This is a genomic window from Arthrobacter sp. UYP6 (assembly GCF_040547315.1).
Lineage (GTDB): Bacteria > Actinomycetota > Actinomycetes > Actinomycetales > Micrococcaceae > Arthrobacter_B.
The window spans coordinates 23,163-36,165 of the sequence record NZ_JBEPPM010000009.1 but is presented as its reverse complement, the minus strand read 5'-3'; the positions used below and the strand labels follow the sequence as shown (position 1 = coordinate 36,165).

Sequence of the window (13,003 nt, the reverse complement as noted above, 5' to 3'; positions counted from 1 at the left end):
GAAGGATTTCGAATGCGCATTGCCGTGTATGCCTTTGACGGCGTCACCATGTTCCATCTGGCCGTTCCGCAGATGGTTTTCGATGAGGTTCGGCGCCAGGGGCTCGGAGAGTGGACCACGTCGTTGTTCTCCGACACTGCGGGTCCGATCCGGACGGCGGAGGGGTACCAGCTTGCCGGCATCGAGGGTCCGGAGGCTGCCGCGAGCGCCGACGTTGTGGTGGTACCGTCGTGGTTCGACGACGGGCGGGTGCCCAGCGGGACACTGCAGGCCGTCCTGCAGGATGCGCACCGCCAGGGCGTCACGATTCTGGGCCTCTGCCTGGGGGCGATTGCCGTGGCGGACTCCGGCCTGCTGGCTGGACGCCGGGCGGTCACGCACTGGCAGGCCTTTGCCGCACTGGGTGAGCGGCACGCGGATATCCTGCTCGACCGTTCCGTCCTCTACGTGGACCACGGGGACGTGATGACCTCGGCGGGCACCGCATCGGGGTTGGACGCCTGCCTGCATCTGGTGCGGAACCGACTGGGTGCCGAGGCCGCAAACACGGTGGCGCGCAGCCTCGTCGTCGCACCCCACCGCGAAGGCGGGCAGGCACAGTACATTGAGCATCCCGTTCCGCAGCGCTCCAGTAACGATCCGATCGCGCAGCTGCTCGAATGGGCGCAGGGCCACCTGCACGAACCGCTCACCATCGACCGCCTGGCAGCGCAGGCACACATGAGCCGCCGCACTTTCGCCCGGGCCTTCCGCGCCGCCACCGGAACCACGCCGTCGGCCTGGATCCGGGCCCGCCGGCTCGATGCCGCACGGCGGCTCTTGGAGACAACAGACCTGACCATCGATCAGATCGCTGCGGACTGCGGGCTGGGCAGCCCGGTAACTCTCCGCCAAAACTTCGCGGCCGCCTTCTCGACCACGCCGACGGACTACAGGCGCCGCTTCCATACCAGCCCCCACCGGTTCCAAGCACGTCCCGCCGCCGGCGGTTTTCCCCTGCAGGCAGGACCCGTGGCCTAGCCTTAGAAGGTGGGTGGGAGCCCATCCATGTTTCACGAGGTAAGGAGCAGATATGAAAGCCGCCCGCTATTACGACCGTGGGGACATCCGCGTTGATGAGGTACCCGAGCCGGACGTTACGCCGGGAACAGTCGGGATCGACGTCGCCTGGTGCGGTATCTGCGGCACCGATCTGCACGAGTACCTCGAGGGGCCCATCTTTGCCCCCGGGCACGGCCACTCCCACCCCATTTCCGGCGAGAGCCTGCCGGTTACCCTTGGGCACGAGTTTTCCGGGGTGGTGTACGCCGTGGGCGAGGGGGTTGATGACCTCGAGGTAGGCCAGCATGTTGTGGTCGAGCCGTACATTATTGGCGACGACGTCAACACCGGCCCAGAGAGCAGGGACTACCACCTCTCCCCCAACATGAACTTCATCGGCCTCGCCGGCCGCGGCGGCGGGCTCGGTGAAAAGGTCGTGGTGCAGCGCCGCTGGGTCCATCCCATCGACCAGTCGGTCCCGCTGGACCAGGCCGCCCTCATTGAACCGCTGTCCGTGGGCTACCACGCCGTGGAGCGCTCCGGCGCGAAGGCGGGCGACGTCGCACTGGTGGGCGGGGCCGGCCCGATCGGCCTGCTGACCGCCGCGGTCCTCAAGGCCCAGGGTGTCACCGTTGCCATTTCCGAGCTCAGCCCGCTGCGCCGCGAGAAGGCACTCGAAGCCGGCGTCGCCGACTACGCCTTTGACCCCTCCGAAGTGAACGTGGCGGACGAGGTGCGCCGGCTGACGGACGGCAAGGGCGCCGACGTCGCGTTCGAATGCACCAGCGTCCAGGTGGTCCTGGACACGCTCATGGATGCGCTGCGCCCCACAGGGGTGCTGGTGGTGGTGTCCATCTGGGGCAAGCGCGCGGAATTCGACATGCACAAGCTGGTCATGAAGGAAATCGACCTGCGCGGCACCATTGCCTACGTCAACTCCCATCCGGCGACCATCAAACTGGTGGAATCCGGAAAGATCGATCTGTCCCCGTTCATTACGGGAAAGATCGGCTTGGAAGGGCTGGTGGACGAGGGCTTCGACACCCTCATCAACCGCAATGAAACGGCAGTAAAGATTCTGGTATCCCCGTCGGGACAGGGTCTGTAGCCTGCCGCCAGGCAACGGCGGGGTGAAACCATGTTTCACTCCGCCGTCCCCGGCTGAGCGGTCCGCTCCATAGCCGAGGATGGTGATGCTCAGCGACAGCCAGACCTGGCGGGACCGGAAGGCACTGAGCTCGCGCCGCAGGCCCGTAGCCGAGGTGTCGCGCTGCACAGCCGGAACGAGGAGGGCGATTCCAATGAAGGTGCCCACGGGTACACCGAGAACGTTGGACGCGGTGAGGCCCGTGGACATGATCGCGTTTGCGCTTGCCTTCTTCTTGGGAGCGACCCATCATGAGGCCGTACAACGCGGTTCCCGGGCTGGCGGAACACTCCAGCGCTGCTCTCTGAGCAAAACTCGACCTGCGGGCCCTATCAGCGGCCGGCAGAGCGCCGGCGCCGTTCACGCCGCCGTCGGGCAGATGGCTAGGCTGGGGGAATGGCAACAGTAATTCTTGTGCGGCATGGCCGCACCACAGCGAATGCCTCCGGCCTGCTGGCCGGGCGGACCCCCGGTGTCGACCTCGATCAGGTGGGCCGCGGGCAGGCGGCCGCCACCGGGGACCGGCTCGCCGTCGTGCCTCTGGTGGGCGTGGTGTCGAGTCCCCTCGAGCGCTGCCGGAAGACCGCGCAGTACATCCTCGACCGCCAGGCCGGCGCACCGCATGCACCGGTGGATCCCGAGCTCACCGAGTGCGATTACGGCCAGTGGCAGGGCCGCACGCTCGAGGAGCTCGCGAAGGAGAAGCTGTGGGCCACGGTGCAGTCGCAGCCCTCCGCCGTCGTCTTTCCCGGCGGCGAGTCCATGGCCGCAATGCAGGCCCGGTCGGTGGCTGCGATCCGGCGCCACGATGCGGCGTTCGAGGCCGAACACGGGCCGGGAGCCGTGTGGGTGGCGGTGAGCCACGGTGACATCATCAAATCGATTCTCGCCGACGCGCTCGGCATGCACCTGGATCTGTTCCAGCGCATCAGCGTGGGTCCGGCGTCCGTGTCTATAGTGCGCTACGGCACCGGACGCCCCACCGTCCACGCGACCAACACCGAAGCCGGGGATCTGTCCTGGCTGGCGGTCAGCCCTGCGTCGGACGATGCGCCGGTAGGCGGTGGTGCAGGACACGCAGCGCCACCGGCCCGATGAGCCTAAAGTAGTCCTATGCCTTCAACCGTTCACGAGTTCGCCTGGCCTGACCGCGTCGTCGTCGGCACTGTCGGCGTCCCGGGCCAGCGCACGTTCTACCTGCAGGTGCAAACAGGGAAGCAGATCATCAGCATCGCCCTGGAGAAACAGCAGTCGGCCCAGCTCGCCGAGAAGATCGACGAGGTCCTCGACCAGCTCATGACCGTCGAGGGCAATCCCTTCCACGTTCCCGCGAGCACTCCCATCGAGCTCGTGGACAATGACGATCTCGCCGCCGTTCAGGAACAGTTCCGCGCCGGCGTGATGAGCCTGGGCTGGGATCCCACCACGGCGCAGCTCGTCGTCGAGGCGTACCCCCTCGAAGAGGTGGACCCGGACGATGACGGATTCCTTGAGGACGACGACGACGACGATCCGGCCGAGGTGCTGCGGGTCAGCATGCCGGTGGGCACCGCCCGTGCCTTCGCCAAGCGCACACGGGAGATCGTGGGCGCCGGGCGCCCGATCTGCGTGATTTGTGGTCAGCCGATCGACGCCGACGGGCACACCTGCACCTTCCCCGAGTCCTGATGCCCATGCCCGACCTGGTGACCGCGGAGCTGACGCTCACCGGCCGCATTACGACGGCGTCCAACGCCACCTTCCTGGGCAGCATCGGCGACACCGCCGTCGTCTACAAACCCATAGCGGGCGAGCAGCCGCTGTGGGACTTTCCCGACGGCTGCCTGGCTCACCGCGAGGTGGCCGCCTACCTCGTGTCGGAGGTTCTGGGCTGGAACACCGTGCCGCGCACGTGGCTGCGGGATGGTCAGTTCGGTGAAGGAATGGTGCAGCTCTGGCAGGAGACGGATCCCGAGCAGTCCCCGGTGGACCTGGTTCCGCTGGACGAGGTGCCGGCCACCGGCTGGAAACAGGTCCTCGAGGGCGAAGACCAGAGCGGACGGATCGTCGCGCTCATTCATGAAGACACGCCTGCGCTGCGGCGGATGGCGGTGTTCGACGTCGTCGTCAACAATGCCGACCGCAAAGGCGATCACATCCTCGCCATGGCCAACGGGCACCGGTACGGCGTGGACCACGGGCTCACCTTCCACAGCGAGAACAAGCTGCGGACGGTGCTGTGGGGCTGGATCGGCGAGGCGCTGAACGCCGAGGAACTCGAGGGTATCGATCGTGTTCTCGCCGGTCTGGACGGTGAGCTGGGCTCGACGCTGGCGAAGCTGCTCACCGTTGAGGAAATCGCTGCCCTTGCCGCGCGCTGCGCCCGGCTGCGTATGAGGGGGCAGTTTCCGGCGCCGGGCGGCCAGATGTCCGCGGTGCCCTGGCCGCTGTTCTAGCGGGATTCTTCAGGTAGCCCGGGGGCGCACATCCCAGACGTGATGGAGCGCATCGTGGAGGAAGTAGCGGGCCAGGGAATCCACGGTAAAGGCGCTGCCGTCCGAGCGCAGTCCGCGCCGGTCCAGCTGGGAGGGTTCGACGGCGGCGAGGGCTGCCGCCATCTGCTCCGCTTCCGCGGCCAGCTCGTCGGCTACCACCTCCGGGTCCTGTTCCGCATAGCGTTCGGCTGCGGCGGTGGCGTCCTGGTCCCAGTCCGCGAAACCGGCGTCGTCATCCGTCAGCATCAGATTCAGGCGCATCCGGTAGACACGGCAGAGGTCACGGACGTGGGCTCCGTACTCCAGCGGAGACCAGGTGCCGTCGTCCGGGCGCTGGGCTGCTGCCTGGCCGGCGAGAATCCTCCGCCAGTCATCCGCGCTGCTGCGAAGCAGGCCCGGCACGTCATCAAAAGCCGTCGCTGCGGCGTCGAACCCGCACTCCGGGCACGGACGGTCCAGGACCCAGGTCCAGTTCTTGGTATCGGGGGTTATCGCCATGTGCACATCCTAGAGGAACGTTCCGCTCCCACCCGCAGCGTTCTGCGGGACTTAGGTGCCGAGGAAGGTTGGGGCGGATCAAGTCTCCGGCGCAGCCTTCGACCGGTGCCGCCGCACCGCAGCCCGGTTGGCGCAGCGGACAGAACAGTACCGCTGCCGGCCGTTGCGGGTGACGTCCACAACCACGTTGCCGCACGGCTTTGCCGCGCAAATACCCAGCCGGTGCATCCCGCGGGTCACCAGGTGCAGTGAGGTACCCACGCTGATGACAGCCCGCAGCACCGCCGGCAACGCCTGATCATCGTCGCGGTAGTGCAGGTGCCAGCCCTCGCCGTCGTGATCCGTAAGCCGCGGGTACGCCGTAGCCCCTGCCATCTGTGCATTCAGCAGCGCTGCCCGCTGATTGGGATCCGCTGCCCGGACCACTTCCAGCCAGTCATCGATCACCCGGCGGGTGGCCGCGTGATCGTCAGGGAAAGCCGGGAACTCCATGGTCATCCCAAACTCACGCGTCCGTTCCACAATGGCCGCCCGGGTGTCCGGCCAGCGGTTCGCCAGCGAAGCCGCGAGCAGCACGGCGTACTCGCCGTAAGGGTTGAGATGCATAAGGGCATTACATCATGCTTGTTTCCATGCCTACCAGCCCAGTCTCTATCGCATCCAAACGCCAGCCATCCACCCCAGACCATGAACACTCCTGGCTCACTGAATCCCGCCATCAGGTGTCCGACGGCGTGATCCTGTACGTGCGCTGTTCGCAGTGCACGGCCCGGCGGGTGGACCTGAAGCCGTATGCCCAGCTAGTCCCCGCGGGGATCAGTAATCTTGTACAGCCATAGTGCCGCCAACATTTCGGTGGACTGCAGCGGCCGGGCAGTCCTGAGGGCACCAGACTGCTATTTCAGACGGACCACGTCACCCAGGAGGCGCCCCGGTGTGATGGTGCCCGCCGCAATGCTCCAGGTCGTATCCGGAACAAAGTACCCGCGGGTGACGTCCGCTGCGGTAACGGTATGGGTGGGAGTGGTGCAGGTGTAGCCGGCGTTAGCAGCCAGATTCGCATAGCGGCAGTTGCCCGCTGCGGGCGGCAGGAAGGGCGCAAAGTTTCCGGCCGTGGGCGTCACGGTGACCGCTGACGTGCCGGCATTGCGCACAGCGAAGCTGTAGGGCACCGCCTCCCCGGCCGTGTAGGGCGTGCTGCTGACATTCCGTGCCGTGTCGGTCCGGTTTCCGCTGATGGTGACGCCGGCAATGGATCCGGCTCCGGCCTGGACACCGGCCTTAAGCGGCACGGGCTGTCCCAGGACCCTGTCACTGCCGGCGGCGGCGCCGGTGATGCCCAAGGTGCTGTCAGGAACAAAGTACCCCTGCGCCGCTTCCTCGGCGGTCACGGTGTGCACCGGTGTGCTGCAGGTGTAGGAGCTTCCGGCGGCCAGGGAGAGGTACCGGCAGTTGCCGGTACCCGGAGCGGTGAGCGGAGAAAAGTTTCCCGCGGAGGGAGTGACGGCAACCGCGCCGGTGTTCTTGTTGGTTACGGTGAAGCTGTAGGACACCCCTTCCCCGGCAACGTAGGGGCGGGCCGCCAGATCACGCGAGGTGTCCCCTCGGGTCCCCGAAATCTGCACACCGGCAATGGTGGTGGGAGTGACTGCCGGAGGCGGAGTGCAGCTGTTGAGCCAGCTGTCGCTGAACTTCGCGAAGGTGATGCCGTTGGTATAGCTGGACTCATACAGCACACCAATCTGTCCGTTCTCCAGCCGGGTGACCGTGGAGTAGGCGGAGAAACCGGAACGGATGGTGCGCGGCACGCCCCAGGTGGCGCCGTTGTCGCAGGACACCCGGGCCGAGACATTCTGCCGGTTGTCGGCGTTGTTGGCATTGGTGAAAATGAGTTTTTTGGCGTCCGGGCTGTCTGCAGGAGCTTCGGGGAAGAGCCGGGCGATGGCAGCATTGTTGCCGGGATCCGTGAGGTTCGAATCGAGGGTGACAGGACCGTAGGTCTGCCCGCCGTCGCTGGAAATCGCCACCTTCCGGGCATTGTCTGCACCGTTGTTCGAACGCGAATTCAGCATCACCCGCCCGTCGGAGAGCTCCACGTTTTTGTTTTCATCCATCCGGGTGCCCACGTTGGCGCCTTTGGTCCAGGTTGCACCGTGGTCATCGGAGTACACACTGTAGGCCTGGATGGCATTGGTGCCGTCTGCCTGCCGGACGTCACCGGCAAACTGCTGAATCAGGCGGCCGGCGTAGGGACCGTAGCGCAGCTGGATGCCTTCCCCGGAGGTCGCGAACATCCCGCGAACATCGCCGGGCTGCGGGCTGGTGGAACTGGATCCGGGCTTGACGGTTGAGGTGATCAGCCGGGGCGCACCCCAGGTGAGGCCGCCGTCGTCGGACTCTGAGACCTGTGCGCTGATGATGTTCCGGTTCGAATCGTTATTGCCGAAGGTGCTGCTTGCGAATCCCGCGTCCTTGGAATAGACGGAGAAGAGGAACAGCTTGTTGGCCTCGGCGTCGAAGACCAGGCTGGGGTCGCTGTAGCCGGTTCTGCCCGCGCCGTTGTTGGCGGTGTCCTGATTGCCGGCAAGGACGGTGCGCTGGGTATCCCAGGTTGCTCCGCCGTCCGTGCTCCGGCGCATCACAATGGAATTGGGATTGGGTGAGTCGGCAGCGCTGTTGGGGCGCCCGTCCCAGGCCGCGACAACCACGCCGTTGCCGAGGTAGCTGAGGGCGGGTATCCGGTAGGAAGCGAACGGGCTTACCAGCGTTGCGCCAAGATTCTGCTCCGTGAACGTTCCGGGCGGATCAGCCGGCGCCGCTGCTGCGGGAGAGCCGGCAAGAACCGTTCCCGCCAACAGGGCTGTGGCGGCCAGCAACGTGGTGGTAACGCTTTTGAAGCGTGTCCGGTGACGAATGGGGGTCATCGTTGTCCTTCCAAGGTCCCGGCGCGCCGGGCGGTGTGTCCTCCTGCCGGGTGGGCAGGAGGCCGTGCGTGCCCGAACCCCGGAGAGCCAGCTCGCGACCGGCGGAAATCCGACGTTGGACATCCTATGACCGTAGTGAGGCATGTCACAGCAGTCAATCGTCCGGCGGGGTTTTGCCTTGTCGGAGAGCAGACCACCGTGACCATGTCCGCGGTTTCGCCGCGTGGGCGACGCCAAAGCCGGCCCTGGCGGCGTGGCCGTGCTCCTCGCCACTCCTCATATCTGCCGGTGAAGGTTATCTGCCCGTGAAGGCCGACGCCGCGCGGTTACCTCCCGCCGCAGCCGAGCCGCGCGGGCGCAATCCGGTCCGGGACGCGCGCTGCCAGCCGTTCATATGGGCAGAAAAGGCGCGCGCGATGTCAAACAAAGTTGATTCGGAATAAAGCATGCATTGACATGCAGATTGCACCCGGAAACCCTCCAATGCCAATACCTATTGGTTGAAGCTCTGAGTTAGAAGACAATTTCACGAGCACCCAAGGGTTGACGGGCACATTCAGAATGGATACCGTCGAATTTTATCAACTGAAATATACGTAACCAATTTCATAATTCGAACATAACTCATAAGAAAAGCACTAGGAAGGATACCTTCGTCATGAAACCGACGAGAAGAATCCAATCTCTATTTGCTTCATTGGCAGGAATGGCCCTAGTAGTATCGACGGCTGGCGCTGCACATGCAGCACCCGGCACCACGGAATCGGCGGCGCCGAGCATGGCGCAGGCCGGCGCACAGTCGTCGCTGACAACGGTGGCAGTAGGCGAAGAGGAAGCGGCGGAGATAACCTCCGAAGTCCTCGCGTCACTCTCCAGCGGAGAAGTGAGAATTGAGGCGCCGCTGAGCGCGCTGAAGGCGTCCGAAAGCAAAGTGAGCACGGTCTCCACCGACGACGGCTTGTTTACCACCGTGACATTGCCGGTGGGCGGTCCGTACAGCCTCACGAGCAACGTCTCCATGATTCTGGACAGCTCCGGTGAACGACTCCAGTACACGGAGACTCTGGTCAGCGAAAACTCGGCCGGAAATTTCAACGTGACGTCCTACGTGGATGGTGTGCTGACGAACAACCAGGACACCGGTCTGGCATTTATGTCCGACGCTGAACTGAAAGCCGACCTGGCGAATGCCCAGTCACAGGCTCCGGGCGCCGAGGGAGGCATGCAGCTGGCCGAGAAGAACACCGGCGCCTGCATTGCCACCGTTCTCGGCGTCGGCGGTGTTGTCGGAGGCATCATCGCCTACAGCTGCGCGGGCGCTTGTGCCGCAGCGGCAATAGGAGTCGGCGTACCCTTCTGTGTTGCCTGCATCGCCGGCTTCGCCACCGTCGGTGGCGCTTCCATCACCGCTGTAGCAAGCTGTTTCTGAGAACCGGCAAACCACGTCAGAAAAAGTACTCTGAGCACCAGCACTAAGGACCAGTAATGAACAACAAAACCAACCGAGTCCTCCTGGGTTTGTTAATTGCCATGGCACTGGCAGCATCGGCCCTAGTCCTCACCCTCCCGGCACTCTTCGGCCCGCACGAACCGCATCAGTTCTGGCTGACAGCGGTACTGGGAGGCATTACCGCAGTTCTGGGAATAGCCCTGATTCTCCTTCGACCCCGGGGGAACGGCACAGCATCAACACCGCATAACTAGCACTGCATAAACACCACGGCATAACGCCAAAGCGCATGGTGGCCTCCTGCTCAAAGCAGAAGGCCACCATGCGTTGTAACGTTGGCGCGGCCTTTACTGAAATCCTTCTCAATACTCAGTGACCGCCGCCTTCTGTGACCGCCGCGGGTTTCGCCGTCGGGCACCATCCGTTAGATTTCTGTCAGCTGCTGCCCCGGAAACCTGTTTCCGGTCATTGCATGGCGGGCCGGGCCAACAAGGGAAAAGGGACGTACGCGATGGATGCGAAGAACCACCCAACTGTCCGCCGCGGCACCGGCTGGCTCCGGCACCAGGCGATTTCTCTGGCAGTGATTCTGGTGGCTTTGGCCCTCATACTGCTGCTAAGCGATCCATCTCCTCTGAAGGTTCTAGGAGCCGTTGGGTGCATTGCCGTTGCCGGGCTCTCCATTTGGTTTGGTGAAAAGCAGGTGAAGAGCCTGCGCCACGAGTACCGGTACGAGGACGAGGAACAAATCGGCTGAGCGCGAACCGCATCCGGGAGGCAGCCGCGGTCTGGCCCGGCGGCAGCCTCCCGGCGCGGTACAGGACTTAGAGCAGCTGGCGCGCGTTGGCCTTTGCCAGGTCGATGAGCTCGCGGCCGTTGCCGGCGAGCACCGTGCGCAGCGCGTAGACCGCGAAGCCGCTGGCCTGCTTCGCGTCGATCTTCGGAGGGATGGAGAGCTCCTGCCGTTCCACCGCGACGGAGACCAGTGCCGGACCGTCGTACTCGAAGGCACGCCGCAGGGCGCCCTCGAGGTCTTCCGGGCGGGTCACGCTCTCACCGTGCATCCCCACCGCCTGCGCGACCTTCCCGAAGTCAGGGTTCTCCAGCCCGGTGCCGAAGTTGACGATCCCCGCCGCCTTCATCTCCACCTCCACGAAGCTGAGCGCCGCGTTGTCGAACACGACAATCTTGATCGGCAGGTTGTGCTGCACCGCCGTCAACAGCTCCCCGAGCATCATCGCCAGGCCGCCGTCACCGGCCAGGATCACCACCTGCCGGTTCCGGTCCACCGCCTGGGCACCGAGGCCCAGCGGGGTGGCCGCCGCCATGGTGCCGTGCCAGAAGGAGCCGATCAGCCGCCGTCGCGCACCGATGTGCAGGTGCCGGGACGCCCAGATGACCGGGGTGCCGACGTCGGGCAGGAAGACCGCATCGTCGTCCGCGAGCTCGTTGATCAGGTGGGCGAGGTGCTGCGGATGGATAGCGCCCGAGCCCTGCTTCTCCAGGTCATCGAGCTGCTTCCGGGTGCGGCGGTAGTGGTCCAGCGACTTCTCGAGGTGGGTGCGGTTGGACTTGTGTTCAAGCAGCGGCAGCAGCGCCTCCGCCGTCTCGCGCACCCCGCCCACCATGCCCTGGGTGAGCGGAGTGCGGCGGCCGAGCTGCTCGCCGCGGATGTCCACCTGGAGGATCTTCGCGTTCTTCGGGAAGAACTGCTGGTAGGGGAAGTCAGTGCCGAGCATCAGCAACGCGTCGCAGTCCTCCATCGCCCGGTACCCGGACGCGAAGCCCAGGAGCCCGGTCATGCCGACGTCGAACGGGTTGTCGTGTTCGATGAATTCCTTGCCGCGCAGGGCATGCACAATCGGCGCGCCCAATGCGTCGGCGAGGGCGAGGACCTCGTCGCGTGCGCCCTCCACACCGGCACCCGCGAGGATCGTGACCTTGTCGCAGGAGTTCAGCGTGGCGGCTGCTTCCTGCAGCTCCGCCGGGGAGGGCACGGTGACGGGGTCGGCGCGGCGGACCGTGAAGACGCGCTCGTCCACGGCGTCTTCCAGCGCAGTGTCGCCCGCCATCACGAGCACGGCGACTCCCCGCTTTTCGATGGCGGTCCGCATGGCGATCTCCAGCAGCCGCGGCATCTGCTCAGGGCTCAGGACCATTTCGCAGAAGACCGTGCAGTCGCGGAACAGTTCGGTGGGCCGGGTCTCCTGGAAGTACTGGCTGCCAATCTCATCGGTCGGGATGTGCGAGGCGATCGCCAGCACGGGAACCCGGCTGCGGTGCGCGTCGTGGAGGCCGTTGATGAGGTGCATGTTGCCGGGGCCGCAGCTGCCTGCGCACACCGCGAGGTCGCCCGTCAGCGCCGCCTCCCCTGCGGCAGCGAACGCGGCCTCCTCTTCATGCCGGGCGAGCATCCACTCGATACCCTTCTCCCGGCGGATGGCCTCGGTCACCGCGTTCAGGGAGTCGCCGGGAACTCCCCAGATACGTTGGATCCCATTGGCGGCGAGGTTGTGGACAACGGTCTCGGCGATCGTGGGCATGCTGCTCCTCTGTTTGGTGCGTTCAGATGGCCCCATCAGTCTATGCACCGGGGATCGGGCAGAGCCAGCCGTGCGGGGAGTGCGCGAATGTGAGGACAACGACGGATTCCTCGACGACGACGCTGATGCCGCCGAAGTGCTGCGGGTGCGGATGCCGGCCGGCACCGCCCGGGCCTTCTCGAAGCGCACGCGGGAGGTCGTGGGCGCCGGGCGCACGTCAACGGGGGTGCCGGACTCCGGGCGCACGTCAACGGGGGTGCCGGACTCCGGCGGGAGAAGATCCTTCAGGGTCAGCACGAGAGCGGGCGAACCGTCGCGCTCATACGGGCACCGGTAAGGTGTGCCGGGCTCCAGCCGTGCGTCGCAGTCCACCATCGCCCAGTATCGGGAGGCGAAGCCGAGGAGCCCGGTCATGCCGACGTCGAACGGGTTGTCGCTCTCGATGAATTCCTTGCCACGGAGGGCATGCACAATCGGCGCGTCCAGCGCGTCGGCGCGCGCGGACCTCCTCGCTCTCCCCTTCCACGCCGCCGCCCGCGGCGAAGGTCGGCCATGAACGGGAAAAACTTCAGGGCCGGGCAAGTCAGCGCGCACAGGAATTGCCCGGAGCGGAACTCACCCACCCCTTTGGCGAAGACTGGGACGTGATAAACGGCACTGGATCACGTTGCACCCCGGTGGGGACCTAGCCGGTGACCTCGTCGATGATCTGGTCACCGAGTCATATCTGTTAGTCGTGGAAAAGTTGCCGAAGGCGCGACAGCCGGTTGACCCGGCAATGCTCGCTCAGCCGCGAGAATAGCTCTCAACGGCGAAGGGCCCTAGTGGCGAATACTAGGCAGGCGGGCTAGCGACGCCGCGAGTGGCACGGTGTCCTCGCCAGCTGCCCACCCTTGACCATGAACACTCTTGGCTCACCGATTCGC

General features: G+C 65.5%; 12 protein-coding genes and 1 pseudogene. 8 read left to right on the top strand and 5 right to left on the bottom strand.

The window, feature by feature from the left end:
• Positions 1–12 precede the first annotated feature (12 nt).
• The 5 genes from ABIB35_RS09190 (at position 13) to ABIB35_RS09170 (ending at position 4,623) form a co-directional block, all read left to right on the top strand.
• A complete protein-coding gene (locus ABIB35_RS09190) occupies positions 13–1,020 on the top strand; it encodes a GlxA family transcriptional regulator (RefSeq protein ID WP_354180768.1) in 1,008 nt (335 codons plus the stop codon).
• 52 nt (positions 1,021–1,072) lie between these two features.
• Positions 1,073–2,149: a 2,3-butanediol dehydrogenase gene (locus ABIB35_RS09185; RefSeq protein ID WP_354180766.1), complete on the top strand. Its 1,077-nt coding sequence runs from the start codon at positions 1,073–1,075 to the stop codon at positions 2,147–2,149.
• A 435-nt stretch (positions 2,150–2,584) separates the two neighbouring features.
• A complete protein-coding gene (locus ABIB35_RS09180) occupies positions 2,585–3,286 on the top strand; it encodes a histidine phosphatase family protein (RefSeq protein ID WP_354180764.1) in 702 nt (233 codons plus the stop codon).
• Positions 3,287–3,301: 15 nt separating this feature from the next.
• Positions 3,302–3,856 carry a DUF3090 family protein gene (locus tag ABIB35_RS09175; RefSeq protein WP_354180762.1) on the top strand — a complete coding sequence of 185 codons (555 nt, stop codon included), beginning with the start codon at positions 3,302–3,304 and terminating at the stop codon, positions 3,854–3,856.
• A complete protein-coding gene (locus tag ABIB35_RS09170) occupies positions 3,856–4,623 on the top strand; it encodes an SCO1664 family protein (protein ID WP_354180761.1) in 768 nt (255 codons plus the stop codon). Before ABIB35_RS09175 ends, ABIB35_RS09170 begins: the two co-directional genes overlap by 1 nt.
• A 9-nt stretch (positions 4,624–4,632) precedes the next feature.
• Here ABIB35_RS09170 and ABIB35_RS09165 read toward each other — a convergent pair whose 3' ends face one another.
• From ABIB35_RS09165 to ABIB35_RS09155, 3 genes are all read right to left on the bottom strand, one after another.
• Positions 4,633–5,160, bottom strand: a complete 528-nt coding sequence (locus ABIB35_RS09165) for a DinB family protein (protein WP_354180759.1) — start codon at positions 5,158–5,160, stop codon at positions 4,633–4,635.
• Between the two features lie 78 nt (positions 5,161–5,238).
• Entirely contained in the window at positions 5,239–5,766 is a 528-nt protein-coding gene (locus tag ABIB35_RS09160; protein ID WP_354180757.1) for a CGNR zinc finger domain-containing protein, read from the bottom strand.
• A gap of 290 nt (positions 5,767–6,056) precedes the next feature.
• Positions 6,057–8,084, bottom strand: coding sequence for a sialidase family protein (locus ABIB35_RS09155; RefSeq protein WP_354180755.1), 2,028 nt, complete (start codon positions 8,082–8,084; stop codon positions 6,057–6,059).
• 706 nt (positions 8,085–8,790) lie between these two features.
• Here ABIB35_RS09155 and ABIB35_RS09150 point away from each other — a divergent pair.
• From ABIB35_RS09150 to ABIB35_RS09140, 3 genes are all read left to right on the top strand, one after another.
• Positions 8,791–9,513, top strand: a complete 723-nt coding sequence (locus tag ABIB35_RS09150; RefSeq protein WP_354180753.1) for a hypothetical protein — start codon at positions 8,791–8,793, stop codon at positions 9,511–9,513.
• 56 nt (positions 9,514–9,569) lie between these two features.
• Entirely contained in the window at positions 9,570–9,788 is a 219-nt protein-coding gene (locus ABIB35_RS09145) for a hypothetical protein (protein WP_354180751.1), read from the top strand.
• 257 nt (positions 9,789–10,045) lie between these two features.
• Positions 10,046–10,291 carry a hypothetical protein gene (locus tag ABIB35_RS09140; protein WP_354180750.1) on the top strand — a complete coding sequence of 82 codons (246 nt, stop codon included), beginning with the start codon at positions 10,046–10,048 and terminating at the stop codon, positions 10,289–10,291.
• Positions 10,292–10,358: 67 nt separating this feature from the next.
• Here ABIB35_RS09140 and poxB read toward each other — a convergent pair whose 3' ends face one another.
• Together poxB and ABIB35_RS18755 are read right to left on the bottom strand one after the other, a co-directional pair.
• Positions 10,359–12,077, bottom strand: a complete 1,719-nt coding sequence (gene poxB, locus ABIB35_RS09135; RefSeq protein ID WP_502915765.1) for a ubiquinone-dependent pyruvate dehydrogenase — start codon at positions 12,075–12,077, stop codon at positions 10,359–10,361.
• Positions 12,078–12,392: 315 nt separating this feature from the next.
• A pseudogene (locus ABIB35_RS18755) lies at positions 12,393–12,624 on the bottom strand (ubiquinone-dependent pyruvate dehydrogenase); the annotation flags it as partial.
• Between the last annotated feature and the right edge of the window lie 379 nt (positions 12,625–13,003).